At 40.3% G+C, this 26,105-nt stretch carries 32 protein-coding genes; 15 read left to right on the top strand and 17 right to left on the bottom strand.

Annotated elements, in window-relative coordinates; translation table 11 throughout:
• The first annotated feature begins 439 nt into the window (after window positions 1-439).
• Complete coding sequence (locus J2Y37_RS11425; protein ID WP_349032882.1) at window positions 440-2,467, top strand: hypothetical protein; 2,028 nt, start codon at window positions 440-442, stop codon at window positions 2,465-2,467.
• A 75-nt stretch (window positions 2,468-2,542) separates the two neighbouring features.
• Here J2Y37_RS11425 and J2Y37_RS11420 read toward each other — a convergent pair whose 3' ends face one another.
• Window positions 2,543-2,878 carry a TIGR01244 family sulfur transferase gene (locus tag J2Y37_RS11420; protein WP_004672630.1) on the bottom strand — a complete coding sequence of 112 codons (336 nt, stop codon included), beginning with the start codon at window positions 2,876-2,878 and terminating at the stop codon, window positions 2,543-2,545.
• 123 nt (window positions 2,879-3,001) lie between these two features.
• Between J2Y37_RS11420 and J2Y37_RS11415 the strand changes: the two genes are divergently transcribed.
• The 4 genes from J2Y37_RS11415 (at window position 3,002) to J2Y37_RS11400 (ending at window position 5,317) form a co-directional block, all read left to right on the top strand.
• Window positions 3,002-3,898 (top strand): alpha/beta hydrolase, encoded by an 897-nt coding sequence (locus J2Y37_RS11415; protein ID WP_349032881.1) that lies wholly within the window; start codon window positions 3,002-3,004, stop codon window positions 3,896-3,898.
• On the top strand, window positions 3,899-4,321 hold the full coding sequence (trxC, locus tag J2Y37_RS11410; protein WP_349032880.1) for a thioredoxin TrxC: 423 nt from the start codon (window positions 3,899-3,901) through the stop codon (window positions 4,319-4,321).
• 16 nt (window positions 4,322-4,337) lie between these two features.
• On the top strand, window positions 4,338-4,754 hold the full coding sequence (locus tag J2Y37_RS11405; protein ID WP_004672633.1) for an acyl-CoA thioesterase: 417 nt from the start codon (window positions 4,338-4,340) through the stop codon (window positions 4,752-4,754).
• Window positions 4,755-4,837: 83 nt separating this feature from the next.
• On the top strand, window positions 4,838-5,317 hold the full coding sequence (locus J2Y37_RS11400; protein ID WP_349032879.1) for a GAF domain-containing protein: 480 nt from the start codon (window positions 4,838-4,840) through the stop codon (window positions 5,315-5,317).
• Window positions 5,318-5,380: 63 nt separating this feature from the next.
• Here J2Y37_RS11400 and J2Y37_RS11395 read toward each other — a convergent pair whose 3' ends face one another.
• Together J2Y37_RS11395 and J2Y37_RS11390 are read right to left on the bottom strand one after the other, a co-directional pair.
• The gene (locus tag J2Y37_RS11395) at window positions 5,381-5,875 is read right to left on the bottom strand and encodes a DUF4442 domain-containing protein (RefSeq protein ID WP_005198679.1); all 495 of its coding nucleotides are present in this window, start codon (window positions 5,873-5,875) and stop codon (window positions 5,381-5,383) included.
• A 14-nt stretch (window positions 5,876-5,889) separates the two neighbouring features.
• Window positions 5,890-6,378 carry a YajQ family cyclic di-GMP-binding protein gene (locus J2Y37_RS11390; protein ID WP_004672646.1) on the bottom strand — a complete coding sequence of 163 codons (489 nt, stop codon included), beginning with the start codon at window positions 6,376-6,378 and terminating at the stop codon, window positions 5,890-5,892.
• A gap of 90 nt (window positions 6,379-6,468) precedes the next feature.
• Between J2Y37_RS11390 and J2Y37_RS11385 the strand changes: the two genes are divergently transcribed.
• Complete coding sequence (locus J2Y37_RS11385; RefSeq protein WP_004672647.1) at window positions 6,469-6,783, top strand: rhodanese-like domain-containing protein; 315 nt, start codon at window positions 6,469-6,471, stop codon at window positions 6,781-6,783.
• Between the two features lie 91 nt (window positions 6,784-6,874).
• On the opposite strand, the gene mnmC is transcribed toward J2Y37_RS11385, so the two are convergent.
• The 4 genes from mnmC to J2Y37_RS11365 are packed head-to-tail and all read right to left on the bottom strand — an operon-like array spanning window position 6,875 to window position 10,144.
• Window positions 6,875-8,782 (bottom strand): FAD-dependent 5-carboxymethylaminomethyl-2-thiouridine(34) oxidoreductase MnmC, encoded by a 1,908-nt coding sequence (gene mnmC / locus J2Y37_RS11380; RefSeq protein ID WP_349032878.1) that lies wholly within the window; start codon window positions 8,780-8,782, stop codon window positions 6,875-6,877.
• An 18-nt stretch (window positions 8,783-8,800) separates the two neighbouring features.
• Complete coding sequence (locus J2Y37_RS11375; protein WP_004672649.1) at window positions 8,801-9,202, bottom strand: hypothetical protein; 402 nt, start codon at window positions 9,200-9,202, stop codon at window positions 8,801-8,803.
• A gap of 3 nt (window positions 9,203-9,205) precedes the next feature.
• Entirely contained in the window at window positions 9,206-9,508 is a 303-nt protein-coding gene (locus J2Y37_RS11370; protein ID WP_121930469.1) for a YciI family protein, read from the bottom strand.
• A gap of 24 nt (window positions 9,509-9,532) precedes the next feature.
• Complete coding sequence (locus tag J2Y37_RS11365) at window positions 9,533-10,144, bottom strand: septation protein IspZ (RefSeq protein WP_004672652.1); 612 nt, start codon at window positions 10,142-10,144, stop codon at window positions 9,533-9,535.
• A gap of 45 nt (window positions 10,145-10,189) precedes the next feature.
• Here J2Y37_RS11365 and J2Y37_RS11360 point away from each other — a divergent pair, with 45 nt between their 5' ends.
• On the top strand, window positions 10,190-11,041 hold the full coding sequence (locus tag J2Y37_RS11360; protein WP_349032877.1) for a PHP domain-containing protein: 852 nt from the start codon (window positions 10,190-10,192) through the stop codon (window positions 11,039-11,041).
• Window positions 11,042-11,046: 5 nt separating this feature from the next.
• Here J2Y37_RS11360 and J2Y37_RS11355 read toward each other — a convergent pair whose 3' ends face one another.
• On the bottom strand, window positions 11,047-11,964 hold the full coding sequence (locus J2Y37_RS11355) for a LysR family transcriptional regulator (RefSeq protein WP_349032876.1): 918 nt from the start codon (window positions 11,962-11,964) through the stop codon (window positions 11,047-11,049).
• Window positions 11,965-12,070: 106 nt separating this feature from the next.
• Here J2Y37_RS11355 and J2Y37_RS11350 point away from each other — a divergent pair, with 106 nt between their 5' ends.
• Window positions 12,071-13,117 (top strand): aldo/keto reductase, encoded by a 1,047-nt coding sequence (locus tag J2Y37_RS11350; protein ID WP_349032875.1) that lies wholly within the window; start codon window positions 12,071-12,073, stop codon window positions 13,115-13,117.
• Between the two features lie 67 nt (window positions 13,118-13,184).
• On the opposite strand, the gene J2Y37_RS11345 is transcribed toward J2Y37_RS11350, so the two are convergent.
• Both J2Y37_RS11345 and radC read right to left on the bottom strand, forming a co-directional pair.
• Window positions 13,185-14,096 (bottom strand): bestrophin family protein, encoded by a 912-nt coding sequence (locus J2Y37_RS11345; RefSeq protein WP_004672657.1) that lies wholly within the window; start codon window positions 14,094-14,096, stop codon window positions 13,185-13,187.
• 44 nt (window positions 14,097-14,140) lie between these two features.
• Window positions 14,141-14,875 (bottom strand): DNA repair protein RadC, encoded by a 735-nt coding sequence (gene radC, locus J2Y37_RS11340; RefSeq protein WP_004672658.1) that lies wholly within the window; start codon window positions 14,873-14,875, stop codon window positions 14,141-14,143.
• A gap of 115 nt (window positions 14,876-14,990) precedes the next feature.
• Between radC and coaBC the strand changes: the two genes are divergently transcribed.
• Complete coding sequence (coaBC, locus tag J2Y37_RS11335) at window positions 14,991-16,247, top strand: bifunctional phosphopantothenoylcysteine decarboxylase/phosphopantothenate--cysteine ligase CoaBC (protein WP_004672659.1); 1,257 nt, start codon at window positions 14,991-14,993, stop codon at window positions 16,245-16,247.
• A gap of 342 nt (window positions 16,248-16,589) precedes the next feature.
• On the opposite strand, the gene J2Y37_RS11330 is transcribed toward coaBC, so the two are convergent.
• Window positions 16,590-16,769, bottom strand: coding sequence for a hypothetical protein (locus J2Y37_RS11330; RefSeq protein ID WP_349032874.1), 180 nt, complete (start codon window positions 16,767-16,769; stop codon window positions 16,590-16,592).
• Window positions 16,770-16,911: 142 nt separating this feature from the next.
• Between J2Y37_RS11330 and J2Y37_RS11325 the strand changes: the two genes are divergently transcribed.
• A complete protein-coding gene (locus tag J2Y37_RS11325; protein ID WP_349032873.1) occupies window positions 16,912-17,751 on the top strand; it encodes a methylated-DNA--[protein]-cysteine S-methyltransferase in 840 nt (279 codons plus the stop codon).
• Window positions 17,738-18,346 carry an alpha-ketoglutarate-dependent dioxygenase AlkB gene (locus J2Y37_RS11320; protein WP_349032872.1) on the top strand — a complete coding sequence of 203 codons (609 nt, stop codon included), beginning with the start codon at window positions 17,738-17,740 and terminating at the stop codon, window positions 18,344-18,346. Before J2Y37_RS11325 ends, J2Y37_RS11320 begins: the two co-directional genes overlap by 14 nt.
• A 66-nt stretch (window positions 18,347-18,412) precedes the next feature.
• On the opposite strand, the gene secB is transcribed toward J2Y37_RS11320, so the two are convergent.
• The 4 genes from secB to rsgA all read right to left on the bottom strand — a co-directional run bounded on the left by secB (window position 18,413) and on the right by rsgA (window position 20,742).
• Window positions 18,413-18,871: a protein-export chaperone SecB gene (secB, locus tag J2Y37_RS11315; RefSeq protein WP_004672663.1), complete on the bottom strand. Its 459-nt coding sequence runs from the start codon at window positions 18,869-18,871 to the stop codon at window positions 18,413-18,415.
• Window positions 18,872-18,903: 32 nt separating this feature from the next.
• Window positions 18,904-19,161: a glutaredoxin 3 gene (grxC, locus tag J2Y37_RS11310; RefSeq protein ID WP_004672664.1), complete on the bottom strand. Its 258-nt coding sequence runs from the start codon at window positions 19,159-19,161 to the stop codon at window positions 18,904-18,906.
• 11 nt (window positions 19,162-19,172) lie between these two features.
• The gene (locus J2Y37_RS11305; protein ID WP_004672665.1) at window positions 19,173-19,589 is read right to left on the bottom strand and encodes a rhodanese-like domain-containing protein; all 417 of its coding nucleotides are present in this window, start codon (window positions 19,587-19,589) and stop codon (window positions 19,173-19,175) included.
• 94 nt (window positions 19,590-19,683) lie between these two features.
• Entirely contained in the window at window positions 19,684-20,742 is a 1,059-nt protein-coding gene (gene rsgA, locus J2Y37_RS11300; RefSeq protein ID WP_349032871.1) for a ribosome small subunit-dependent GTPase A, read from the bottom strand.
• Window positions 20,743-20,866: 124 nt separating this feature from the next.
• Between rsgA and orn the strand changes: the two genes are divergently transcribed.
• The 3 genes from orn to J2Y37_RS11285 all read left to right on the top strand — a co-directional run bounded on the left by orn (window position 20,867) and on the right by J2Y37_RS11285 (window position 23,230).
• Complete coding sequence (gene orn, locus J2Y37_RS11295; protein ID WP_004672669.1) at window positions 20,867-21,421, top strand: oligoribonuclease; 555 nt, start codon at window positions 20,867-20,869, stop codon at window positions 21,419-21,421.
• Window positions 21,422-21,551: 130 nt separating this feature from the next.
• Complete coding sequence (locus J2Y37_RS11290) at window positions 21,552-22,280, top strand: Bax inhibitor-1/YccA family protein (RefSeq protein WP_349032870.1); 729 nt, start codon at window positions 21,552-21,554, stop codon at window positions 22,278-22,280.
• Window positions 22,281-22,426: 146 nt separating this feature from the next.
• The gene (locus J2Y37_RS11285) at window positions 22,427-23,230 is read left to right on the top strand and encodes an enoyl-ACP reductase (protein ID WP_034595711.1); all 804 of its coding nucleotides are present in this window, start codon (window positions 22,427-22,429) and stop codon (window positions 23,228-23,230) included.
• 180 nt (window positions 23,231-23,410) lie between these two features.
• Here J2Y37_RS11285 and J2Y37_RS11280 read toward each other — a convergent pair whose 3' ends face one another.
• A complete protein-coding gene (locus J2Y37_RS11280; RefSeq protein ID WP_349032869.1) occupies window positions 23,411-23,725 on the bottom strand; it encodes a YrhB domain-containing protein in 315 nt (104 codons plus the stop codon).
• Between the two features lie 347 nt (window positions 23,726-24,072).
• Here J2Y37_RS11280 and J2Y37_RS11275 point away from each other — a divergent pair, with 347 nt between their 5' ends.
• Window positions 24,073-24,498, top strand: a complete 426-nt coding sequence (locus J2Y37_RS11275) for a hypothetical protein (protein ID WP_349032868.1) — start codon at window positions 24,073-24,075, stop codon at window positions 24,496-24,498.
• A gap of 10 nt (window positions 24,499-24,508) precedes the next feature.
• Here the strand turns inward: J2Y37_RS11275 and J2Y37_RS11270 are convergent, their stop codons facing one another.
• Window positions 24,509-25,885, bottom strand: coding sequence for an efflux transporter outer membrane subunit (locus J2Y37_RS11270; RefSeq protein WP_349032867.1), 1,377 nt, complete (start codon window positions 25,883-25,885; stop codon window positions 24,509-24,511).
• Window positions 25,886-26,105: the final 220 nt, after the last annotated feature.

Genomic DNA, 26,105 nt, shown 5'->3' with positions numbered 1-26,105 from the left:
AGTCATCGCCAGCTTTTAAATCTAAACACCCCAGTCTCGTAAGAGGTTGGGGTGTTTTTTATGGCGCTGAAAGAGAGAAATATAAATTAAAGATTTAGTTCTCTTAAAACTGCTGCATTAAACTCAGGAATATCATCCGGGCAACGTGAGGTAATAAGCAGTTAATTGGAATGGTGGTTTAATGCATTTTACTTAGATTAATCTATCTATGGATAAAACTTTTTTGCATCTATTTAATTTATTGTATGTCTGAAAAAAAAAGAAAAAATTAATCTACAATTATCAATTTTAATCTAAAGCTTGATCTATTTCTCTTTAATTTTTTTTACTCATTAATAAAGCATATTTACAGAAAATTAATAGTATGGTTACATTAGGCATATTTTTATAATGAAAAAAATCTTATTCCATAATGGGCTTTGATTGGGGATGTAAAGGAATGATGATGAACAAAAAACAACTTACACTCAAGTTGTCTGTGATCAGTATGGCAATTTTACTTGCAAGCTGTGGTGGTGGTGGTAGTAAAGGGTACTATAATAACCAAGGAGGTGATTCTTCTACTAACCCGACTAATCCTGGTACAGGCGAAGAGGTAAAAGCAGTTAATATTGGTTCACTTGAGTTATTAGATCAGAATAATATTCCAACAGTGGCAATAACCAGTGAAGGTGTGATTGCAAAAGTAAAAGTATCAGATCAATCAAACAATGGTATTTCAGGTGCTTTAGTCACTTTTTCTGCAACTGGAGGCGTGATACTAGGTAGTTCAAATGGTGCTGTTTTAACAAATGCAGATGGATATGCAATTATTTCTGTTCGTCCAGAAAATATTAATATAACGGGTGCTTATCAAATTTCAGCATCTGCTGATTACAATGGTCTTACAGTAGCGGCATCGCCAAAAAACTTTTCTTTACAAGCCGCAAATATTATTTTAAGTGAGTTACAAGTAGCAGAAAATAATCTGGAGGTTGGTGGTACAACGAATGTTACTTTGAGATCACTAAATGCTACGACCCTTTCACCACAGAATAATGTAAGTGTAACTTTTGATGCAACTTGCGGCACATTTGAACCAGCTACAGTAGTTTCTTCTAATCAAGGGAATATTGTGACTTCTTATAAAGCGATTGCAGCTAATGGTGAACTTTGTGAAAGCTCGCAAACAATTGGTGTTAGTGGACAGAATATCCTACGTTTAGAAATACCTGTACAGATTGCGCAAATTAAGCCTGACTCATTAGTTTATACAACGACTAGTCCTGTTAATTTGGGTATTAAGAGTAGTGGCTCTGCTGCATCTGGACAAATTGAATTTACGCTTTATGCAAATGGTTCTCCTGCAAAAGATAAAGAAGTTGAACTTAAAATCATTGATGCCCCAATAGATTTAGAATTCGTGTCATTAGGGAATCGCGCTTCTAAAATTGTAAAAAGTGATTCTTCAGGCAAAGTGCGTGTGAATTTGTACCCAGGCAATATCCCTGGTCCAGTAGAGATTCAAGCTACGTTAGTATCTGATAAAAATGTTTTTGTTCGATCTAAAGATGTTTCTGTTTCAAGCGGGCGAGTTACTCAAAAAGGACTAAGTTTGTCAGTAACAAAGCAAGCTTTACGAACAGATATCGATGGTGATGTTTCGACAATTGTAGCCCGTATGGCGGATCGTTTGGGTAATCCAGTACCAGATGGTACGGTAATTAGCTTTGTTTCAGAAGGTGGGCGAATTGAACCAAGTTGTGCTTCAGTTAAAGGAGAGTGTTCGGTTAGATTAATTACTCAAAATCCTAGACCTTTAAACAATCGCGTTACCGTATTAGCCTATGTGGAAGGCGATAAAGATTATATTGATTCCAATGGTGATCAGCTATACACAGAAGGTGTTGACCAACTAACCCATAATATTGGTAGTCTATTCCGCGATGATAACGAAGATAATATTCATAATGTCGGTGAGTTTATTTATACGAAAGCATCAGGTGCTTTAGCTTGTGCAGCTTCATCAATTTCACAACCTAATGTTCCAAACTCTTGTAATAATGGTTTGAGTGCTATTTTACGTCAGCAGCTTTTGTTTGCTTTCTCTCATGATACACCGACTTATGTTTGGGGTAGTGGTATTGAACAAGATACTGGACGAATTTTATCTGGAAATGGAAGTTTTAAATTCCAAGTTTTTGGTAACACTCAGAAAACAGTGCCGATGCCATCAGGAACTGGCGTATCTGTTACTGTAAAAGATAACACAGAAAATAGTAACTCATGTGAGGCAGAAATTATTAGTGGCTCTTTACCAGTACCAGATACAATACCGTTATTTACGCCAAATACATTCGGTAGTGCTGGCAATGAAGTTGTTAGTTATACGGTTCGCTTGTTAAAATGTGCAGCAGGAGATGATGTGAAAATAGCAACGAATGTTCCAGGTGGTAAATCTCAAACTATTTTCTTAGAAATTAAATAAAGTATTCTTCTAGTTTAGACCAGCTTAAGAATAATTAAGCTGGTTTTTTTTAAATTTATTTATTGATTTTAGATGTCAATCATCCAACAAATCCATTTGTTTCGCTAATTGGTATAAGTTATTTGAACGATTACCTGTACGACAAAACATTAAAATAGGTTTTGGTAATTCGTTGTAATGGTTTGCAAAAGTACGGACATCTAATTCGCTAATTTGACCTGCAACAACAGGTTGATAGACATAATCTAATCCTGCATTACGTGCAGACTCCTCGATTTGAGCACTCGTCGGCTGTTCAGGGCCTCCTTCCATATCTGGGCGATTATTGATAATAGATTTGAATCCTTTCTCTACGACCTGCTCGACGTGATCTGGTCCAATTTGACCTGCAAAACCAATATTCTCTGACATCTTGTCACTCCAAAAACAAACAAAACATTTTATGCTCTATCATAGCATTAAGCTTAATGTTGAGTTTAAATGTCTATAGTAAATAAACGATGAACCTAAAAAAGATAACGTAATGGAGCGCGCATGCACACCTACACTGTTGAGCCGTTGTATGTTCCAAGTGGTGAAGAAACGATCGCTGCTGATTTTTATCTTCCTAAGACAAATATTAAACCTGCCGTAATTTTAATGGCACATGGCTTTGCAGGATTGCGTCAATTTAAATTAGTGCAATATGCACAACGTTTTGCTCAAGCGGGTTATGCCGTCATTCTATTCGATTATCGTTTTTGGGGGGGGAGTACGGGAAAACCACGAGAATTGGTTTCCTTAACTGCTCAATTAGATGATTGGAAAACCATGATTCAACATGCATCTAACTGTAAGTTGATTGACAGCCGGCGAATTATTCTTTGGGGAACATCCTTGAGTGGTGGTTATGCACTGAGTTTGGCAAGTGACCTCAAAAACATCCAAGCAGTGATGGTACAGGTGCCCTATGTAGATGGTGCAGAGACGGCCAAGCATTACCCACTTCAGCGTTATCCTGAGGCTTTAAAGCGCTCTAGTCAGGACTATATGGGGTCTAAGATGGGGTTGGTACCTAAGACTCTACCTGTTGTTGATCAATATAGACTGTGTTTTTTACCAACTTCGGATAGTTATTATGGTTATCATTCGATTATAAATCCTGACTATTACTGGAGTGGCGAAGTCCCAGCACGGGTATTTTTCAATTTGATGCGTTATCGCCCAATTCAGTTTGTACGTAAGATTAATATTCCTGTTTTATTTATTGCAGCGAAGCATGATACATTGATTCCGATTGAGTCGAGTCGTGAAGCTGCAACCAATATTGCTCCTTTTGTGAGCTACCATGAGTGGGATATGAAACATTTTGATATTTATCACGGTTCATGGTTTGAAAAAGCAGTCACAACCCAATTAGAATTTTTACATCAACATATTGGAGTGATGTAAATGATGATTGTCTGTGCATCATGTGGTGCAAAAAATCGCGTACCCGAAGAAAAATTAGCAGTTCATCCGAATTGTGGTCAATGTCATCAGGCATTATTACCCCAAACGCCAATTGAGTTAAATGAACAAAATTTTAGTCATTTCATTAGCAATACTGATTTACCTGTTCTGATTGACTTATGGGCCGAGTGGTGTGGTCCTTGTAAGATGATGGCACCACATTTTGCTCAAGTTGCTCAGCAAAATCCATATGTAATTTTTGCGAAGATTGATACGGAAGCAAATCCTCGTTTAAGTGCTGCATTCAATGTCCGAAGTATTCCTACCTTGGTCTTGATGAATAAAACCACCGAGTTAGCAAGAATCAGCGGTGCATTACGTACACCTGAATTACAGCAATGGCTAGATCAGCAATTACAGTAACATTAAGAGAATGAATATGACGGAACGCTTGAATCATCCAGAGGGTACTTTATCACTGCAAAATATTGCAATGCCAGCTGATACCAATTGGAGTGGTGATGTTTTTGGGGGCTGGATTGTCTCTCAAATGGATTTAGCGGGTGCGATTCATGTTGAACGTCTGAGTAAAGGTCGTTGTGCCACAATCGCGATTAATCAGATGACTTTTTTGGTTCCAGTCAAAGTCGGAAATGTAATTAGCTGCTACACCAAAATCCTGAAAATCGGAAATAGTTCGGTGCAGGTACAAATTGAAGTTTGGAATAGTCATGATGACTCTCGAGATCCTGTGCGGATTACGGAAGGGGTCTTTACTTTTGTTGCTGTTGATGTGAATGGCAATAAACGTGTGATTTCTGATGAGGTTAAACAAGCTTATTTAGCGAACTTGTAAAATATAACGCAAACGGATATGAGCTTGATTATGTATGCTCTATCTTTTTGTTTTATATCATATTGGCATTTGGAGTGTAGATCATGGCTGAAGAACTCGTTTTGCAACAAGGTCATAAAGCTGAACAATATCAAAGTCTAGTGCCGCAGATTCAAGCGATTGTTGATGGTGAATCTGATGTGATTGCCAATCTCGCGAATATTTGTGCAGCATTAAAACAGCAATTTGATTGGCTATGGGTTGGTTTCTATCTTGTGAAAGACGATGAGCTGGTGCTAGGACCCTTTCAAGGGCCGATTGCTTGTACACGTATTGCAAAAGGCCGTGGTGTCTGTGGAACAGCATGGCAACAACAGCAAGTGATGATTGTGCCCGATGTGGATCAATTTCCAGGACATATCGCATGTAGTTCGGCTTCTAAGTCTGAGATTGTATTACCGATTATGAAAAATGGTGAGTGTGTTGGGGTTTTAGATATTGATAGCGATGAACTGGATCAATTTGATGACGTCGATGCTGAGTATCTTAAGCAGCTAATTTTAATCATTGGAAAAATCATTTAGATCAGGACACTGTAAAAAAACAAAGCCCAAATCATTTGGGCTTTGTTTTTATCATTCAAAAAATTATTTTTTGCGTTTTGGCAGCCAAGCCCAAAGCATTTGGCATTGGATTGGTTCATTGCCAGCATCATCAATGACAGTGACAGGAATCAATAACTCGCCTTTTTCATTTTCAGCGATAAACTTTTGTTGATCAGCTGATAATGTTGCTGTCGCTGTTAAGCCACCTTGAGCAACTTTTAAATAATCGACATGCAAAGATTTAATCAACAAAATGCGACTATCTGGAACATGTAGACCAGTTAAAAAACCCGTTGCTGTTTCAGCCAATAGCGCCATTGCTGCGGCATGAACCCCTTTAATATGATTTTGCATATTACGTTGGTTTTCGATACGAACTGTGACATGGTCTTTATCCACTTCTAAATAGCGAATATTTGCAGTTCCCACCATTGGAACAACGCGGCCAAAAGCTTTGCTCCATAGCGTGCTACGAATGCCTTTAGGAAACTTAGACGTGGTTTTAACCAGCGTATAAAGACGGTTATCTTTTGCCATAGTGAACCTATTGCTTAGTCTTTGAAATTATTAAATTGGAGTGGCAGACCAAATTGTTGTTCACGTAAAAAGTTCATGACTTGTTGCAAAGTATCGCGTTTTTTATCCGTGACACGAATTTTGTCGCCTTGGATAGAAGATTGCGCTTTGATGCCGCTTTCTTTAATGGCTTTATTAATTTTTTTTGCGGTATCTGAGTCAAGTCCATCTTTAAGTTTGACAACTTGAACCACATTTTTACCAGATGCGGTGGCTTTTTGAGGATCTAATGCTTGTACGTCAATCTTGCGTTTATAAAAATGGTTTTCGAGCATGCTATAGACTTGTTCACATTGGAAATCACTTTCAGTTGAGATTTTGATTTCCTTATTTTTTTCATTTAGCTCAATAGAAACATCCTGTCCGCGGAAGTCAAAACGTGTCGCAATCTCTTTTTGAGTGTTTTGTACGGCATGATTGACTTCAAATAACTCTAATTCAGAAACAATATCAAAAGAAGGCATAGTTAGACCTTTACAAAGGGAAAGAATATTTGAGATGCTAAGGGGGTTTTCTTCATTTGCCAAGTGTTGTTTACATCAAAGGAGTGCGCAATGATCCGTAAACAAGAAATTACAACATTTGAGTTCCCAAAAGACGCTGTCATTTGGGATGTCCGAGATACCAAAGCGTATACAGAGGCTCATGTCAAAGGGGCAGTAAATCGCCCAATTGCTGAATTAACTGCGGATAGTTTGACTCAGGTTGCAGCGGATCAGCCGATTTATATTCTATGCGGGGGTGGCAGTAAAGCACCTCGAGCAGCAGAACTTTTAGAAGGTATTGATGGTTCTCGTGAATATGTTGTCTTGATGGGTGGCACACGTGCAGCACGTGATGCAGGCTTAGCTTTAGAGCAAGGTGCTTAATCGCTAAGAAAATTTGCCAAAATACTTCGGTATTTTGGCAAATTTAAAAAAATAAGAATCTGATTAAAATAATTTTTCTTAAAACGATAGTTTAGCCAGAATAATAAGGTTTTTTTACTTTAACTTTCTTTTGGAAACGTTGAGGATTGAGTTTATCTAATAAGCTTTGTGGAATTGGACAAAGCTCACCTAAAACCAATGCAGCTAATACTTCACTGCACAGCGGCGCAAACAAGAAACCTTTAGAACCTAAACCTGCAAAGGTATAGCACTCATTTGTATTTTGCATTTTGCCGACTAAAGGAAAGTAATCTAAGCTTTGTGCGCGCACAGATGCTCGACCTTGCCATGAGTCTGTCGATGGGAGCTGTTGTGTGTATTCGGGAAAGACACTGTGGATAAGTTCATGGTTATGCACATGGTCTTCTGGTAATACTTCGGTATCGTCTCGATTTGGAAAAAAGGATGCGCCTAAGATCAGTTGAGTCGCATCAAGCTGCATACAATAACCGCCATAGCTATAAGCTTGATCAAGAGGAAGCGGTTGATTGCTGTTATTTACCCAACTGACTTGTCCTCGAATCGGCTTAAGTAGTGGATAGTTTTCAAACAGATCCGCACTTTGTTTGGCACAACACACAATCACATGATCAGCCGATGCAAGTCGCTCTTGATCTTGCCAGAGCTCGGTTTGCTTTTCTGCTGGCTTTAAATCTGAGATCTTGGCTTTTAGGATCGTGATATTGGGATGCTGCAAAATCTCATCACGAAGTTGATGCGGGGAAATGGCGCCTGCGTGCTGTAAGGCTAAACTCGAAAATGCTGTTTCAGGTTTGATCTGATTCGAACAGTGAGCAGATAAAACATGATCAGGATATTGTTCTACCAATCCCAAAAGCTCATCAGGATTTTTTAAAGCAATTTGTTGAACCTGAATCGGTCTAAACGCTTTGAAACGTGGATAAAAATTCAAAGCATGTTGCCAGCTTAAAGTCATCAAGTGTTCATGTGCTTGTTCAATTGGGCATAGCTTTGGGTTGAGTAAGGCGAGAGGGTTGCCTGATGCCCCTGAGAGTGGCTCATTTTGCTCGTAGATCGTGATTTGATGCCCACGTTGAGCAAATGCCCATGCACTACTTAAACCCGCGATTCCTGCGCCAATGATGGCGATATTTCGCTGCGTTGTTGTTTTGGATTCAGGTTGTTGTTGTGTCACCACATTTTCTTCGGCATTTCGCAATGCTATTTCAGTTTGTGAAACAGCATCAAGCCAAATGGCTTTAAGCATTTCTCGTTTATGACCAAAACCACGTGGGCGACTGATTTGAATACCGTGTTGCTTGAGTCCACGTTTCAGTACACCTGCAACGCTAAATGAGGCAAAGGTTGTACCCAAGTCAGATAAACGAACAATATGATTGAGTACATTTTCTTGCCACATATCTGGATTACAAGAAGGGGCAAAGCCATCCAAAAACCAAGCATTTACCGCTTGGGTTTTAGGAATACTTGGAAAAATATCTTGTGCATCGCCTAACCACAAATCAAGACTAAAGCGCTCTTCAGGAAAATCAAGGCGGTGACATCCAGCGATCGGTAGTGGATATTGTTCTATTAGTTTTTCGGCTAGCGGTTGTAGCTCAGTCCAAACATTGAGGGCACGGATGAGATCGGCTTTGCTGAGTGGAAATTTTTCTACGCTGATGGCGTGTAAATGGCTGTGATTATCGGGACGAATTTGTCGCCAAAGTTGCCATAACGCTAAAATGTTTAAACCTGTACCAAAGCCTGTTTCGCCAACGCAAAAATATTGATAATCGTTGAGTTGGGAAAGACGCTCAGTGAGATCATTGCCATTTAAAAAGACGTGGCGTGTTTCTAATAAGCCATTGTCTTTGGAAAAGTAGACATCGCCGAATTGTTTAGAAATGGGAACTTCAATACCATCGATGAGTTCCCAGTCTAATGCGGCTGTTTGTAGTTTTGATGACTCAGACATAAATAAGTGTGTTGCGGTTTACCACTGACGACGGCGTTTAGTATAAACATAACTTGCGATAAAAAAGCCAAGAATGACACCGACCGCAATGGTCATCGCACCGTAGAGGAACATTTGTGCACTACGTTCACTTTGCAATACTTGGACTTGCACAATTAAACTGTCATTTTTTAACTGTAATTCTTGGTTTTGAGTCAGTGCTTCAAGATTGGCATTTTCAAGTTGCTTTAAACGACTGGCTTGATCTTGAATAAGCGCCTTATTTTTTGCTTCTTGTTGCTGTTTGGCTTTGGCGATTTGTTCTGCTGTCAACGGTTTGGTTACTGCGCTTGCAGTGGTTTGAACCGTTGATGATTCAACAGCCCAAACACTAGAAGTGAGTAAACAAAGAGCAAATAAGCTTTGGAATGCAATACGCATGGTTTACCCTTTTGGAAACGCTTTGTTAAAAGGTTTTACATCAATCTTGGCGTAAATCCCTTCTTTTAAAAAAGGTTCTTCTTCAATCCACGCATCAAGTGCTTCTCGACTATCAAACTCGACAATGATGGTGCTGCCAATAAAACCAGCTTGTAGGTCATCAGGGTCTTTGGGGTGTGCGCCAGCGGCAATTAAACGCCCTTCATCATCCAGTTTCTGTAGACGTGCTACATGTTGTGGACGAGTCGCTAGACGTTTCTCCAAAGTACCTTCACGATCAGTACAAGTGAGTACAAAATAGGGCATAGCAGTTGCTCAATGATTCAGAATTTAGTCTGTGGTTTTAAAACGTTTTCTTAAGCAAAAGAGTATAACAGCAAGGTAACTGAGCGACACGATAATATCGCCAAAAGCGGTGAATTCTCCCCAATATTTTCCTTGTAAAAACATAAAACCAAAGAAGAAATGTAAAGCAGCTAACAAAAAGAACTGACCACACCACGCCCAGTTCAATCGTATCCATTCCTTTTTGTTTAACTCTAATACTGAACCGAGCATTTTTTGAATAATTGGCATTCGTTCTTTATTAAATAATGGCGTAACCAAAAAGCCAATGCCGATACCGACATTGATAATGACCGCTTTCATTTTGATATAGGTGACGTCGCTGAAAACTAAGGTGATCCCACCAAAAATAACCGACATGACCACGATAAACCATTGCATCTTTTCCAGTTTAAATTTTTGGAAAATGAACAAACAGCCGTAAACCACCAGTGTGGAAATGAGTAAGGCGCAGGTTGCAACAAGAATATGATTTTGATCCGTATTTCCTGCACTACCCACTAATTCTAATAATGGGTGATGATTATCTTTCGGGTCGGTAGTTTTATAAAAATAAAAGAAGATAATAATCGGAAGATAGTCGAGCAACGCTTTCATGTTACAGTACGGCAATGAAATAGGTCAGATAGCATAATACAATCCATGTTCGGTGTCGATTTACATACCCATAGCCTTATCTCAGATGGTACTTTGTCTCCAGAGCAATTGGTGCAGGCTGCTGTGGATGTAAAAATTCATACTTTGGCATTAACCGATCATGACACCATGGATGGCTTGGCTCGCGCTCAAATGTATGCTCAAGACCATGATATTCAGATCGTTTCGGGTGTTGAAGTTTCTAGTCAATGGGCGAGAGAAAATACCAAAAAGAGTTATGGTGTACATATTGTTGCATTGAATATGCAAGACGAAACACCGATAAAGATCATGCTTGAGAAGCAGAAAAAAATACGCGCTGAGCGAGCAAAGGTGATCTGTTGTTTATTAGAGAAATGTATCGGTTTTGATATTTACCCAGATGTGGTTGCCAAAGTGGATGGTCATGCGGATCGAGTGACTCGAACCCATATTGCAAAAACACTGGTCGAAAAGAATATCGTGAGTCGCCCACAGCAAGCATTTGATCGTTTTCTAAAAGAAGGCAAGAAGGCTTTTGTGAAATTTGATGGGGTGGGTTTAAAAGAAACCATTGAGGTGATTCATGCCAGTCAAGGTTTTGCCGTTTTGGCACATCCGACACGCTATGATTTATCTGCTACCAATATTCGCTATTTGATTGAGTTATTTGCTGAGAGTGGCGGTGATGCAGTCGAACTGCCATCGAGTATAGAACCTGCTTCAACACGGCAAATGGTGGATCGAATGATTCAGCAATTTGATTTGGCGGTTTCCATTGGCAGTGATTTTCATGGTGACAATATGCCTTGGGTCAAGCTTGGACACACGCCGAAAGTAAATGAAGGGCAGAGAGGCGTTTGGGAAAGTTTTAGATAAGTTTTTTAAAGCAAATTGTGCACATGCGCAGGGTATCTGTTCTGAAAATAGTCCAATAAATATTCTAAAAATAATTGAACTTTGGGTGGGATTAAATTTCTATTCGGAAAAACAGCATAAATTGAAGTGGGTTCAACTGGATACTGAGCGAGAACTTGAACAAGTTTTTCTGCTTTTAAGTCATCACTGACATGCCAAAGCGAATGATTGGATATGCCTAAACCTGATAAACAGGCTTGCCGAACGCCTTCACCTGAATTGGTTGTGAAATAACCAGCCACTTGGATGTGTTGCAGCTCTCCCATTTTTGTTATGAAATTCCAATGATCAGTTAAACCATGTTCATGTTGTTGCAAAATACAACGATGTAATTTGAGATCTGACAATGTTTGCGGCTGACCATATTTTTCTAAATATGAGGGCGAAGCGCAGAGTAAACGTGGATTTGATGTCAGTGCTTTGGCAATCAATGTTGAACTTTTTAATTTTCCAATGCGTATTGCTAAATCCATCCCATATTGAATCAGATCAATGTTTTGGTCATTTAAATCTAAGTGAATTTTCAGCTCAGGATGTAATAATGAAAATTTAGCGATCACTGGCATTAGAATTTTTGTGCCAAATGTGGCCGAGGTCGTGATTCTCAGCGTGCCAGAGAGGCATTTGTCTTGAACTTTTAGTGATTGCTGTAGGCTTGAAAATTCATGAAGCCAGATTCGACCATGTTCAAGCAAGGTTTTCCCTTCTTCGGTCAGACTGATTTTACGAGTGGTGCGATGCAACAAACGGAGTTGTAGATTTTGTTCTAATCGTTGAATTCGCTGACTGGCCACAGAAACAGAAATATTGGCTTCTTGAGCGGCTCTGCTGATGGAACCTAAATCAGCAACTCGAATAAAAAATTGGAAATCTTCTGTATTCATTATCAATAAAACCAGAAAAGTATTTCTTGATTATCGTGGTTTTTTAAAAAATCTCATAGCGCTATTGTGATCTCAAGCGAATAAAACTTGATGAGAGAGGCGTAGGATGAAATATCATTTCTTAGGAAATTCAGGTTTAAAGGTATCCGAACTTGGATTTGGTGCAGGAACATTAGGCGGGAAAGGTCAGATTTTTTCAGCGTGGGGACAAGCCGATCAGGCAGAAGCCAATAGCATGATCCAACTTTGTCTAGATGCTGGTATTAACTACTTTGATACGGCGGATGTTTACTCTGATGGTGAGTCTGAGCGAATGTTGGGTCGGGCACTCACCTCAGAGCGTCAACATAATATTATTTCAACCAAGGTGGGAATTCGAAGTACCGATCAACTCAATGATGTAGGCTTTAGCCGAAATTATTTACAGCATGCGGTGGAACAATCATTGACGCGATTAGGAACAGATTATATTGATGTGTTGCAATTGCATCAGTTTGATAGCTTTACTTCCTTGCACCAACTGATGAAAACCCTCGATGAACTGGTGCGGAGTGGTAAGGTGCGTTATATCGGGGTGTCAAATTTCTCTGGTTGGCAACTCATGAAAGCTCAAGCGATTGCTGAACAATATGGTTATGAAAAATTTGTGGTGAATCAGGTCTATTATTCATTGATTGGGCGTGATTATGAGTGGGAACTGATGCCTTTAAATGATGACCAACACATGGGAGCCGTGGTTTGGAGTCCTTTGGGTTGGGGCCGTCTAACGGGTAAATTTGATCGGGAGCATCCGATTCCCGCGGGCAGCCGTTTACATGAGACGGCGCAGTTTGCTCCCCCAGTGAATGAAGCGCTGCTCTATGATGTGATTGATATATTGCGGGAAATCGCAGATGAAACAGGCCATTCGATTCCACAGATTGCATTAAATTGGTTATTGCAACGCCCAACGGTGTCCAGTGTGCTGATAGGTGCTCGAAATGAAACACAGCTACGAGATAATTTAAAAGCTAAAGATATTCAATTGACGCAGGAACAGATGGATAGACTCGATCAGGTAAGTGCGATTTATCCACCTTATCCGTATTATCCTTATTGGAATGGACAATTTACTGAGCGCTTTAAATCTTTGGTTTCATCCCATTTTATTTAGTAAAGCAGGATCGAGGTCGGGAAAAGAAAGTCGCCCCTATACGTCAACGCTAAGGGGCGATTTAGTTTTATAATAAATTATGATCATGTGCCTGAATTGGCGGAGGTGTCGGACGACCGAGTGTTCCGAGTAACTCAATTTCGATGTTTCGAACCATGGCATCGAGTGGCAGATCATTACTTTGCGTACCAAAAGGCTCTTCGATTTCGCTGCTCAATGCATCTAAACCTAAGAAGGTATAAGCCAAAATGCCAACCAAAAGTGGCGTTACTAGGCCCAGTAAAGAACCTAAGCTAAAAGGCAACATCACACAGAAGAAATACACGGTACGGTTGAGCAGTACTGAATAAGCAAAAGGAATCGGGGTATTGGCAATACGATCACAGCCTGTTTGCATTTCACTTAATGCGACAACATGCTGGTTCATTTGCGTGTAAATAATATCTGAGATTTCACCGTCTTTGAGTGCTTGTAAAAGCTCCCACTGAATCAGGCTCAGCGTGTATTGAGGTGCATTATGTTGTTGATAAAGCTGTGTAAGCGCTTGTTGGCTTAAGCCACTGGTTTCGGTCAATTCCGTTGGATTTGCAGTTTGGTGGCGTAAGCGGTCACGCAGGACATTCGCAAATACAATTACATTTTGAATGACTCGTTCACGTCGTGCTTGGGTTAAAACGCGACAATCGCGATCAAAATGTCGTGCTGTGGCAATCAGAACACCCCATAGTTTACGTGCTTCCCACCAACGCTCATAACAGGCGCTGTTCTTAAAGCCTAAGAAAATGGAAAGCACAACACCGATCAGGGTGAAGCCAACTAAAGGAATCTCGGGGAAACGAAATAATTGTATATATTCAATACCGCCAATGATGGCAGAGATGAGCATAACAAATCCGAGAGAAGGTAAAATTTTGGGTAAAATCGTCCCACGCCATGAGAATAAAACTTTAAAAATACTCGGCTGGTCACGAACAATCATGTTATTTGGATCATTAATTTTATCTGTTGATGTTCAGGCTTGCTTCAGCCTTTGTCAAGACGAGATTGTTTGATTTTAATAGGGTTGAGTAGTTGTTGTTCAGAAAATGAAAAATAGCCATCTGATGCAATAATAAAGTGATCAATGAGGTTAATTTCAAGTAATTTACACGCTTGCTTGAGTTGCTGTGTCAGGTAAATATCTTCTTGAGAAGGTTGGGCGATGCCATAGGGATGATTATGGGCAACCACGATTTGGCAGGCTTGCTGTTGTAAGGCATAACGCAAGGTTTGATTCAATGAAACACTGCATGAATGTTGCGAGCCAAAAAACAATTTTTTGAAATGTAATTTTCTTAACTCCGCATCTAAACACAGCACCGCAAATACTTCCTGTTTTTCACCTTGCAGTTCATAACGTAAATAATCAAGTACCAGGTTTGAGTGATCTAAACAAAGTCTTTGTTGATGAAAATGATTATTCAGATAACGCCGTCCAAGCTCTTTGACCGCCATAAGCTGTGCATATTTGGTTGAGGCGATGCCATTAAACTGGGATAAATCTTCAAGTGAAGCATCAAAAATTGGGTTTAAGCCGCCAAAATGTTGTATCAAAATACGAGATAATTCGACTGCAGAATGTTGCTTCGAGCCTGAGCGCAGAAAAATGGCTAGCAGTTCTGCATCGGATAAACTCTGTGCCCCTTGAAGTAATAAGCGTTCTCTTGGTCGTTCTTGTTCAGGCCATGCCTTGATGGACTGTTTAATCGATTGATTCATTGTTCAGTTCACTTTGATTTTATTGTGTTTATGACTTTTTTAAAAACCCATCACTTGGGTCTGATCGTATTTAATGCTATTGTGAGCGCCACTGCAACAGTAAGGTATCCTGTTTGTGAGCTTCGATCTAAGTGTTATTCCCCACAAAAACATTATATTAGCGGTCACGGGTGGCATTGCAGCCTATAAAAGTGCCATTTTAGTACGTCGTTTAAAAGACTTTGGTTTTGATGTCCGCGTGGTCATGACACATGGCGCACAAGCTTTTATTACGCCTTTGACCTTTCAAGCACTTTCTGGAAATCCAGTCCATACTGAATTGTTAAATCCAGAGGCCGAAGCCGGTATGGGACATATCGAGTTGGCGCGTTGGGCTGATTTGATTTTAGTTGCACCCGCAAGCTGTGACAGTATTGCTAAGTTTGCCAATGGCTTGGCCGATGATCTGCTCAGTACCTTGTATTTAGCGACCAAAGCACCTGTTTGGGTTGCACCAGCCATGAATCAACAAATGTGGGCTGCAAAAGCAACACAGCGTAATTTGCAAACCTTGGTTGAAGATGGCGTGCATGTGATTATGCCTGATGCGGGTGAGCAAGCCTGTGGTGATGTGGGTTTGGGGCGTATGCCTGAGCCTGAAGATCTAGCCCGTCAAGTTGCAGCTTACTTTCATAAAGCACAGCGTGCGATCGCAGAGAAATTTGGTTTATTGGCGGGTAAGCGCGTCACGATTACAGCAGGTCCTACCCGCGAAGCAATTGATCCTGTCCGTTATATTTCAAACCATAGCACAGGTAAAATGGGCTTTGCGCTCGCAGCCGCTTGCTATGCAGCAGGTGCGAAAGTCACCTTGGTCGCAGGTCCTGTGAGTTTAGATACCCCCAATGGTGTGCAACGAATAAATGTCAGTTCTGCCATGCAAATGTTAGATGTCAGCATGAATCAACTGGCAGACGGTTGTGACATTTTTATCGCCACCGCTGCGGTTGCTGATTATCGCGTGGCGCAAGTGGCAGAACATAAAATTAAAAAAGCAGGCGATGAACTTGCGGTTGCCTTAGTGAAAAATCCAGATATTGTGGCGACTATCGCACAGCAACAGGAACGTCCATTTATGGTCGGCTTTGCCGCTGAAACGCAAAATGTTGAAGAATACGCTGCGGGTAAATTGGTTGCGAAGAAGTTGGATATGATTGCGTGTAATGACGTCTCTCGTCCTGATATTGGTTTTGCTTCTGATGAAAATGCCATGACGGTATTCTTTGCCCAGTCTTACCACATGAAAAAACGTGAATTAGAGAAAGCCTCTAAACAGGAAATTTCGCAGCAATTGGTTGAATCGATTGCTGACGCATTACGTCGCCGTTTATAAATAAATATAGGAGGGTGTATTTTACGCCCTCTTATTTTTTGTATTTAGAAAGATAAAGCCAAGATATACCCCCAAAAATCGCAGTGAAAATACAGCTATAAAAAATAAGAGAATAGGGAATAAGATGGAGTAATGGATTCTTCAAAATCCACGGATAAAAGAAATAAACATCGTGATGCATGAAAGCATCTAATAAAATATGACTAAAACTACCGATATATGCACTCATTGCTGCTGTTTTCCACGAAATTTTCCAATCTCTGTATTTTAGAATAGCTCTTAATATCCATTGGCTTATCGGTTTGCCGATGAGTAATGCAATGCCTCCAATCAGGGTTGCGCCTAATAGGTTGTGTGTGTAGATGTGTAGATGTGTAGATATTGCCAGCCATAAATTAGACCAAGTAAAGGCTCTATATCCATTAAGATCTGTGTGCCACCAAAAATCATAAAGCTAAAACGCTGTTGTGCTACCGCTTTACAGCAAGCACCAACGCCTAAGTGTAATGGTGTAAAGGGCATTATTATTCTCTCTTGTTTTTCTGTAGCGGTGTTGGTGTATGACATCATAAGGGAGTATGGATATGCATGAATAGCATCTTTCGGATTTTCTTCTGACTGCAAGCTTGTTAATGTGGAGAAATAGCAACAAGAGGGCAGACAGATGCAACAGCAACGGAATTATGATCGTATTGCTCAAGCGATTGCCTATATACAGCAAAACTTCCAGCAACAGCCGCAACTTGATGAGGTCGCGGCTCATATTCATCTAAGCCCAGCCCATTTTCAGCGTTTATTCAGTGAATGGGTGGGGACCAGCCCGAAAAAGTTTCTGCAATATATCAGTGTGGAATATGCTAAAAATATTTTAAAGCAACAGGGCAGTATCTTTGATGCAACCTTTGCAACAGGGCTTTCCAGCACCAGCCGGTTGCATGATCTTTTTATTCAAATCGAAGGTATGACACCTGCCGAATATAAACATGGTGGGCAGAACCTAAGCATCCATTATCAGTTTGCAGAGACACTTTTTGGCGAGGTGCTGATCGCCTCAACGCATAAAGGGATTTGTGCGCTCACCTTTGTGCAACATCAAGCCGATGCGCTAGAACAATTAAAATCTCAATTTCCCCAAGCCATTTTTAAACAACAAGCTGACCAGTTTCAACAAAGTGCTTTAGTTCTTTTTCAAAAAGATCAGCGTCGATTGGCTGATATTAAATTGCATTTGAAAGGCACAGACTTTCAATTGAAAGTTTGGCAAAGTTTGCTCAAGATCCCAATGGGGCAACTTTCCACTTATGGCGAACTGGCCCAAGCCATTGAGCATCCCAAAGCAGCGCGTGCAGTGGGTACCGCAATCGGCAATAATCCTGTGGCTTTTTTGATTCCTTGTCATCGGGTGATTCAGTCCACTGGAGCGTTTGGTGGCTATGAATGGGGAGCAACCCGAAAAATGGCAATGATTGGTTGGGAGGGAGTGCAAACACATGCAACTATTTGATATCGAAGCTGATCCCAATCATAACCATTTACCTTATGATGGCACGGTACAGTATTATGGCAAAGTCGTTGAAGGTTTGAGTGCGGATGATTATTTTGAGAAGCTGATGCACAACATCGCATGGCAAAATGATCAGGCCATCATTTTTGGTCGGCAGATCACCACCAAAAGAAAAGTAGCGTGGTATGGCGATCGCGCATTTGAATACACCTATTCAAACATCAACAAATACGCTTTGCCTTGGACATCTGAGCTGATTGAACTAAAAGCATTAGTTGAACAATTAACAGGTGAAACATTCAATTCTTGTCTACTCAATCTTTACCATACAGGTGAAGAGGGAATGGCATGGCACAGCGATGCGGAAACAGATCTTAAAAAAGAAGGTGCGATCGCATCATTGAGTTTTGGTGCGGAAAGAAAGTTCGCTTTTAAACATAAGCAGACTAAGGAAAAAGTAGAATTGTATTTAGAGCATGGCAGTTTGCTGGTGATGAAAGATACCACGCAAAGTTATTGGTGGCATCGTTTACCACCCACAAAGAAAGTGGATAAAGCTCGGATTAATTTAACGTTTAGAACGATTGTTTGTTAAATATTTAGATATAAAAAAGGACTGAAAAATCAGTCCTTTTTTATATCGAAGCAATCGTTATAACGATTATGCTTGACCTTGTGCAGCACCTTCAGTTTGTAGGCGTTGCATATTCGCTTCAAACTCAGCATCAAAGTTGATTGGCGTAAGTAGCAATTGTGGGAAGCTACCTTTTGTCACTAAATCATTCACTGATTCACGTAAGAACGGGAATAGGATATTTGGGCAGTAAGCACCTAAGATATATGGAAGACGATCTTCTTCTACACCATCAATCAAGAAGATACCTGATTGAGTAATATCAACGATGAACGCAGTTTCATTTTCGTTATTTGCTTGAACCACAACTTTTAAAGACACTTCATAGTGTGTTGGATCAATTTTTTCTGCGGCAGAAGATAAGTTGATATTCAGTTCTGGTTGCCATTGTTTGGTGAAGACGTGTGCACCAGGAACTTCAAATGAAATATCTTTTGTGTAAATACGTTCTAACGCGAGTTGTGGTTGAACTTGTTCTTCGCTCATCGTTTTTCCTTAAATTATGGAACTGTTGTTAATTAAGCCAATAATGGATCGAGTTTTCCTTCACGCTCTAAGGCATAAAGTTGATCAAAACCGCCAATAAACTGGTCGTTGATAAAAATTTGAGGCACTGTACGGTGATTGGTACGTTGCATTAATTCAATACGAACCTCAGGTGCTTCATTAGAAAGATTAATTTCTTTATAAGCAACACCTTTGCGCTCAAGCAATTGTTTGGCGCGTACGCAATATGGGCAAGAAAGCGTTGAATAAATAGTGACATTGGTTGTCATTTCATCTCTCCTTAAGCTTTGGTTTTACTTTTGACTAAAGGTAAGCCCTGAGCTTTCCAGTTGCTAATGCCACCGTCTAAGCGGTAGCTGTCAGCATGACCCACTTTTTGCAATGCAGTGCCGGCCACTTGTCCTAAGTTACATATAAAAACCAATGGGCGGTCACTTGCTTTGAGTTCATCAAGGTGGCTTGTGATCTGGCTATATGAAATGTTACGGCTACCACTGATGTGGCCTTCACGGAAATCTTTCGCATCACGTAAGTCGATCAAGATCGCATTTTTCGCTTTGACCAAAATACCGAGAGATTGTGGTGAAATTTTACGACCATTGCGTTGTCCTTCTAAAACAAAGAACAATACGATGAGTACCGCAAGCGTACCAAATAAGAAGGGGTGATTCCCCATAAACTCAAACCAACGTTCCACAAGTCACCTAAAGTTAAAATCAAAACTGCCACTGAGTATAACTTATCTGTATGGTGATCAAAAACTTTAGTTCAAGGGCTCATTTGAATTTATGCTAATTTTTTTGCTGTGCTTCTTGAATCTCATCCAACAGTCGTAAGTAGCTATCTAAACGACGCGGTAGAATCTCACCCGCAACAACTGCTTGTTTCAAAGCACAATTTTTCTCATGGGTATGGGTGCAATTACGGAACTGGCAAAGCCCTAAATGTGCCTCAATGTCAGGAAATCCTGTACGTACTTTTTCTAAGCTTAAATGCCACAGTCCAAACTCACGAATTCCCGGTGAATCAATCAATGCGCCGTTTGTTCCAAATTTAATCAAACGGGTTGAAGTGGTGGTATGTTGCCCCAGCGCAGAGTTTTCAGAAATAATATTGGTTTTTTGCGCAGCGTCAGGAACGATGGTATTAATCAGTGAGCTTTTGCCGACACCTGACTGCCCAACGAAAGCGACCGTTTCATTGTCTATGCGAGCTGAAAGCGCAGATAAATCACCGTATGAGTGGCAGATAAGCGTTTCATAGCCCAACGTCTCATATTCACTTAACAGGGTCAGAATCGGATCATTTTCTTTGAGTAAATCGGATTTGTTTAGCACCAATAAGGCGGGAATATTGGCATCGGCACAAGCCACCAGATAGCGATCAATCAGTGTTGGCGCGGGTTCTGGTAGCGGTGAAAATACAATGACAATCAAGCTGATATTGGCAGCAACGGGTTTTACTTTGTGATAACGATCTGGACGTGTCAATAATGACTGTCTTGGATAGATCGCCGTGATAATACCGAGTCCCGTATTGGGATCCGCTTGCCACTTTACGCGATCACCTGTGACCAATAATTCGAGGTTGGTGCGAGTATGGCAGCGCCACACACTATCCAGTTCAATCGATTTCCAAAATGGTGCAGGCTCACCTGTGTTCACTTGTGGGGATTCTGGGTGCTGTTCAGGCACAGATAAAGCTTGTACTTCGAGTTGACGACCATAATGTTGAACAACCAACCCATCAAGGTCTTGCGACGTATCAATGTCGTCTTGACGCGATTTGTGTTGTTTTTCAATACGACGTTGCTGCTGGTCAGTTAAACGACGCTTACGAATTAAAGCCATTCATATCCCAAAAATCCACATGTATAAGACCGCAAAAATAGCATGAAGTGATGAGAGAGTTACAGTCAAGTTCGCATTAATTTGCTACTATTGATGTTTTTCACACCTATTAGAAATATTATCCATGAGCAGCACCCCTGATACACGATTAATCTGGATTGACCTCGAAATGACGGGTTTAGATACGGATAATGACCAGATTATTGAAATTGCAACAATTATTACAGATGATCATTTAAATATTTTGGCTGAAGGCCCAGTGTTAGCGATCCATCAATCAGATCGCTTGCTCAACGCAATGGATGAGTGGAATACCAAACAACATGGTCAATCGGGGCTGATTGAACGTGTGCGTCGCAGTAAACTGACTGCTGAAGATGCGGAACAGCAAACCTTAGAATTTTTAATGAAATGGGTCAATGCAAAGACTTCACCGATGTGTGGCAACTCAATTTGCCAAGATCGCCGTTTCCTACACCGTTTAATGCCAGAGTTGGAACAATTTTTCCATTATCGTAATCTGGATGTATCTTCAGTGAAAGAACTGGCTAAACGCTGGAGACCTGAAATTATGAGCGGTCTAAAGAAAAATGCCTCGCATTTAGCGATGGATGATATTCGTGATTCGATTGCAGAATTGAAATATTATCGTGAATACTTTTTTATTATGAATAAATAAGCTTTCTCGAAGAATTTAAATAAAGGGGCGAAAGCCTCTTTTTTTATCGAACGTAAAAAATATTTGGGGGCGATGCTAAAATCGCTTAAACTCAGATTTTATTTTCGTGAACTATAAAAAGAGAGCAGACATGCAAAGCGATAATCCTATTTTAACCCGAGTTGAAACCTATAGCGATTTGGCCGAGCCGATGACGATCCAAGGGGCTATTCAGAAATCAGTCCTATTAACTGTGATCGCAGCGATACTTGGTATCGGACTATTTTTATATTGTGCCTTCACTGCTAATTTTTCAATTGCTTATGCCGCAACCATCGTAGGGATTGTTGGCAGCCTTATTCTTGGATTGCTCACAACTTTTAAACCGAATACTGCACCTGTATTGGCGATTCCCTTTGCTTTATTTGAAGGCGCATTTTTAGGTGGTGTTTCTTTTATTTTCCAAGTGAAATTTCCAGGTGTACCATTACAAGCATTACTGGCGACCTTTGTCACTACATTGGTATTATTTGCCTTGTATAAGTTCCAAGTGATTCGTGCAACTGAGAAGTTTAAAGCAGTTGTGATTTCAGCTTCGATTGCGATTGCTTTGGTTTTTGTGGTGCAGATCTTTTTAAGTTTGGCATTGGGTTCTAGCATTCCTTATCTGTTCGAAAGTAATTGGTTAGGCATCGGTTTTGCGGCTTTTGTCGCGGTGATTGCATCGTTGAACCTGATCTTGGATTTTGATTTGATTGAACGTGCCACGGCGCAGGGCGCACCTAAAACATTTGAATGGGTGTGTGGTATTGCATTGTTAGCCACTTTGGTCTGGATGTATTACTCATTTATGCGTTTATTGAGCCTGATCCAAAAGTAATGAGCCTGTATTAAGTCAGTAAAAACACCAAACGCCTTCAATTGAGGGCGTTTTTTTATGCAAGATTGTAAAAAAGATGCATTATGCAATTTCGGAAAATGCTGAATATTGGCATTATGGGTGAAAATTTTTCGAGTGAGAATAAGATGTCACAAGGACTTTTAACTGGTAAGCGTTTTTTAATCGCAGGTGTTGCAAGTAAGTTGTCGATTGCTTATGGCATTGCGGCAGCTTTACATCGTGAAGGTGCAGAGCTGGCGTTTACTTATCCAAATGATAAGCTGAAAAAACGTGTCGATGATTTTGCCGCACAATTTGGTTCAGACTTGGTTTTCCCTTGTGATGTTGCTGTTGACGCAGAAATTGACAACACCTTTATTGAGTTAGCAAAACATTGGGATGGTTTGGATGGTGTAGTGCATTCAATTGGTTTCGCACCAGCACATACATTAGATGGTGATTTTACCGACGTGACAGACCGTGACGGTTTTAAAATCGCGCATGACATTAGTGCTTATAGCTTTGTTGCGATGGCTCGTGCAGCAAAGCCATTATTACAAGCGCGTCAAGGTTGCTTATTGACCTTGACTTATCAAGGTTCTGAGCGTGTGATGCCAAACTACAACGTGATGGGTATGGCGAAAGCATCTTTAGAAGCAGGTGTTCGTTATTTAGCATCTAGCTTGGGTGCTGATGGTATTCGTGTGAATGCAATTTCTGCGGGCCCAATCCGTACTTTGGCGGCGTCTGGTATTAAATCTTTCCGTAAAATGCTTGATGCGAATGAAAAGATTGCACCTTTAAAACGTAATGTGACCATTGAGGAAGTGGGTAATGCTGCATTATTCCTTTGTTCACCGTGGGCTTCGGGCATTACAGGTGAAATCATGTATGTTGATGGTGGTTTTAATACTGTAGGTATGAGCCAATCAATGATGGATGATGAATAATTAGATTGATCTAAATCATATGATAAAGCCGCTTTGATAGCGGCTTTGTTTTTTAAATAGTGAGGCTTTAAACTCTAACAAATCCGAAGCTTCGTTGAACTGACGCGTAGCAACTCCTTGTCATAAAACGCAACAATGCTTATGGGTTGGCATTAGACTTCTAGGATGTTGTTTGTAAAATTAAGGCTCATTTGGCAAACTCAACTCTAGTCGTGCCTTTGGGATCGTCGCCTCATAATCCGCGAGATACTCACTCAATGGTTTGCTAGTACCTGTGACTCTAATCTCACCATTAACTCTATCAATAATAATTGGTGCGTTACTAGCCAAAGCGTGGTGGTAGTCATCAGATGCCAAAAATGAAGTATTCTGGTAGAAGAAAATCCAACCGTATGGTTTCTTCATAACCTTATCGATAATAATTTGTACTCCATCTCCGCAAAGAACGCGGCACCATGTTTCTGCGAGTATAAGGGCTTGCTTGTAAGTTAACATATCGTAAGTAATTTAAATTCGGTAGTCATATAACATAAGTGAACTGAAAATAAATTATAGTCAATTAGATTTTTTATCTTATGTAATTATATTTAGATCAGCATATAAAACAGCAATATTTAGGTCAACACAAAAGCTATGAACAAAATCATTTCATACGGTTTGATTTTATATTTAATTCAACAATTAGGAATCTATTGAAAATATATATCAATAAGTATAATTAATCATTTGTCACCCCATACTTTATATGATAATTAATGCTGGTTTTTTGTTTAATCGAAAATTTTAAATAGAGTATCGATAAACATATTATTTTTTAACGCTTCGGGGAAGGTCGTCATAACGTGAAGAAAATTGTAATTGTATTGGGCTTAGCGATGCTACTTTCGCTACAAGGTTGTGCCGCGGTTATGGCAAGTAATCAACCGCATAAAAAGAACTTGACCGTTTTAGAAGTTGGAAAACATCGTAATCACGTGATTTCTGAACTAGGTGCTCCTGTGGTATCAGAAACCCTCAATGGTGAACGAAAAGAAATTTATACCTTTCAACAGGGTTATTCAAAAGCAGCACGAATCAGCCGCACAATGTGGCATACCACTGCGGATATCGCCACGATTGGTCTATGGGAAATTATTGGTTCACCTACAGAGATCTACTTTAATGGTCAAAAACTCTCATATGAGGTTGTATTTGATGCCCATGATAAAGTGAAATCCTCTCAGTTGATTCATACCAATGTAAATGATCAAGCAGAATTAAAACAATAGCCTAGATAGACTATTGTTTGATCGGGCTTCCACCTAGTGCTTGCATCAAAGTGACATAGGCATTGTATTGATTTTGCTTGGTTTCAACCAAACTGAGTCGTGCGTTACGGGTGGTTGCTTGAGCATCGAGTAAGTTTTTCAAGGCAATTGCACCATTGCGATATCGTACTTCCGTTAAATGTTCAGTTTTTTCTGCAAGTTCTACATTTCGTTGTTGAAGTTGAACTTGTTGATTTAACTGCATTCGATTGGATAAAGCATTTTCGACATCGGCAAAGGCTTGATATAGACCTTGACGATATTGAGTAATGGCTTTTTCATATTCAAGATCACTAATGGCAATATCTTTCTTCATATCATTATATTGAAGGAAGGGTAGGCTTAAACTTGCACCCAAGGTTAGCGCTGGATTTTGTAGAAGTTGAGTCAATGAGGTACTCGAAGCACCTAAGTTGCCTGTCAAATTGATCGATGGATAATAACTCGCTTTGGTCGCATCTTTATTGGCAAGAGTTTTACGTAAACGTAATTCCGAGGCTTGCAAATCTGGACGACGAGATAAGATTTCCGCAGGCAAACCTACCCCGATATTAGGCAAAGCATTGCGTGGTAATTGCACTGGCTCTTGTATATTCAGTTGTTGTACAGGCTGATGCAGCAGTACCGCAATCGCTGTACGTGCTTCTACACGTTGTTGTTCAATTTGGCTGAGGCTGGCTTTTTGGCTTTGTACCGATTGTTCCGCTTGGGTCAAATCCAGACCTGATACCGCACCTGCTTTGTATTGCGATTGCACCAAAGTGTAGATTTTCTGCGTGGAAGCTAAGTTTTGTTGAACCGTTTGATAGCGTTCATTCAGATAGCCAAGTTGCCAGTAGAGTTTTGCTGTTGTTGCGACCAGACTTTGCGCCGTAGCCTGTAAGTCTTGTTCACTAGCTTGCGCCTCCCAACGACTGGCTTCAGTTTGATTTGCCAATTTTCCAAATAAATCTAACTCATAGCTCACACCCAAACTGGTTGATAGGCCGCGATCACTGCCATCACCTGAGCGCAGGTCATAGTTATGGCCTGTAGATACACTGGAACTGGTACGCAGTCCTTGTCTATTTTCTGCCAATCCAGCTTGTAAACGGGCTTGTTTTAAGGTGATGCCTGCAACGATAAGATCACTGTTTTTAGCCAAAACCTGATCAACCAGTTGGTTGAGTTGAGCATCATTAAACAGTGTCCACCATTGATCGGTCAGATTCACATTTTGATTTTTTTGTGCATCGTATTGGAACTGTTGTGGTACTTGTACAGCGGGTGCGTTATAAGGTGTTTTGACGATAGCGGTACAACCTACAAGTGTTGTACTCAAGCATAAAGCAAGGCTAAGCTTCTTCATTTTTGTATCCTTAATAAGGCTGTAACGGTGTCTTACCGAGTTCTCATCCAACTTTAGGATAAGCTTTCAGCTAGACTTACTTTGGTTTCGCCCAAAGTAAGCAAAGGCATAGTCATCCGCAAAACCTGTCATATTTTTTCAATTATCTTAATCTATCGCAGAAACAGTATTCTGTTGATACCACGCAGGTTGCGGATGACGTTCACGTGTATCATATTTC

It is taken from the genome of Acinetobacter sp. 3657 (genome assembly GCF_031456775.1).
Lineage (GTDB): Bacteria > Pseudomonadota > Gammaproteobacteria > Pseudomonadales > Moraxellaceae > Acinetobacter.
Note: the sequence above shows the minus strand (reverse complement) of the source record. Positions and strands in the feature narration are given on the sequence as shown.

Coding starts and splice junctions, on each gene's coding strand:
- secB (WP_004672663.1), bottom strand. CDS start 18,871: ATGAGCGAAGAACAAGTTCAACCACAACTCGCGTTAGAACGTATTTAC.
- J2Y37_RS11395 (WP_005198679.1), bottom strand. CDS start 5,875: ATGGCAAAAGATAACCGTCTTTATACGCTGGTTAAAACCACGTCTAAG.
- grxC (WP_004672664.1), bottom strand. CDS start 19,161: ATGACAACCAATGTCACTATTTATTCAACGCTTTCTTGCCCATATTGC.
- J2Y37_RS11365 (WP_004672652.1), bottom strand. CDS start 10,144: ATGAAAGCGTTGCTCGACTATCTTCCGATTATTATCTTCTTTTATTTT.
- mnmC (WP_349032878.1), bottom strand. CDS start 8,782: ATGTCTGAGTCATCAAAACTACAAACAGCCGCATTAGACTGGGAACTC.
- J2Y37_RS11345 (WP_004672657.1), bottom strand. CDS start 14,096: ATGATTGTTCGTGACCAGCCGAGTATTTTTAAAGTTTTATTCTCATGG.
- J2Y37_RS11400 (WP_349032879.1), top strand. CDS start 4,838: ATGGCTGAAGAACTCGTTTTGCAACAAGGTCATAAAGCTGAACAATAT.
- J2Y37_RS11425 (WP_349032882.1), top strand. CDS start 440: ATGATGATGAACAAAAAACAACTTACACTCAAGTTGTCTGTGATCAGT.
- J2Y37_RS11325 (WP_349032873.1), top strand. CDS start 16,912: ATGCAACAGCAACGGAATTATGATCGTATTGCTCAAGCGATTGCCTAT.
- J2Y37_RS11415 (WP_349032881.1), top strand. CDS start 3,002: ATGCACACCTACACTGTTGAGCCGTTGTATGTTCCAAGTGGTGAAGAA.
- J2Y37_RS11270 (WP_349032867.1), bottom strand. CDS start 25,885: ATGAAGAAGCTTAGCCTTGCTTTATGCTTGAGTACAACACTTGTAGGT.
- J2Y37_RS11290 (WP_349032870.1), top strand. CDS start 21,552: ATGCAAAGCGATAATCCTATTTTAACCCGAGTTGAAACCTATAGCGAT.
- rsgA (WP_349032871.1), bottom strand. CDS start 20,742: ATGGCTTTAATTCGTAAGCGTCGTTTAACTGACCAGCAGCAACGTCGT.
- J2Y37_RS11320 (WP_349032872.1), top strand. CDS start 17,738: ATGCAACTATTTGATATCGAAGCTGATCCCAATCATAACCATTTACCT.
- trxC (WP_349032880.1), top strand. CDS start 3,899: ATGATGATTGTCTGTGCATCATGTGGTGCAAAAAATCGCGTACCCGAA.
- J2Y37_RS11285 (WP_034595711.1), top strand. CDS start 22,427: ATGTCACAAGGACTTTTAACTGGTAAGCGTTTTTTAATCGCAGGTGTT.
- J2Y37_RS11370 (WP_121930469.1), bottom strand. CDS start 9,508: ATGCCCTATTTTGTACTCACTTGTACTGATCGTGAAGGTACTTTGGAG.
- J2Y37_RS11385 (WP_004672647.1), top strand. CDS start 6,469: ATGATCCGTAAACAAGAAATTACAACATTTGAGTTCCCAAAAGACGCT.
- J2Y37_RS11375 (WP_004672649.1), bottom strand. CDS start 9,202: ATGCGTATTGCATTCCAAAGCTTATTTGCTCTTTGTTTACTCACTTCT.
- J2Y37_RS11350 (WP_349032875.1), top strand. CDS start 12,071: ATGAAATATCATTTCTTAGGAAATTCAGGTTTAAAGGTATCCGAACTT.
- J2Y37_RS11405 (WP_004672633.1), top strand. CDS start 4,338: ATGACGGAACGCTTGAATCATCCAGAGGGTACTTTATCACTGCAAAAT.
- J2Y37_RS11355 (WP_349032876.1), bottom strand. CDS start 11,964: ATGAATACAGAAGATTTCCAATTTTTTATTCGAGTTGCTGATTTAGGT.
- J2Y37_RS11360 (WP_349032877.1), top strand. CDS start 10,190: ATGTTCGGTGTCGATTTACATACCCATAGCCTTATCTCAGATGGTACT.
- J2Y37_RS11390 (WP_004672646.1), bottom strand. CDS start 6,378: ATGCCTTCTTTTGATATTGTTTCTGAATTAGAGTTATTTGAAGTCAAT.
- J2Y37_RS11280 (WP_349032869.1), bottom strand. CDS start 23,725: ATGTTAACTTACAAGCAAGCCCTTATACTCGCAGAAACATGGTGCCGC.
- radC (WP_004672658.1), bottom strand. CDS start 14,875: ATGAATCAATCGATTAAACAGTCCATCAAGGCATGGCCTGAACAAGAA.
- J2Y37_RS11420 (WP_004672630.1), bottom strand. CDS start 2,878: ATGTCAGAGAATATTGGTTTTGCAGGTCAAATTGGACCAGATCACGTC.
- orn (WP_004672669.1), top strand. CDS start 20,867: ATGAGCAGCACCCCTGATACACGATTAATCTGGATTGACCTCGAAATG.
- J2Y37_RS11330 (WP_349032874.1), bottom strand. CDS start 16,769: ATGCCCTTTACACCATTACACTTAGGCGTTGGTGCTTGCTGTAAAGCG.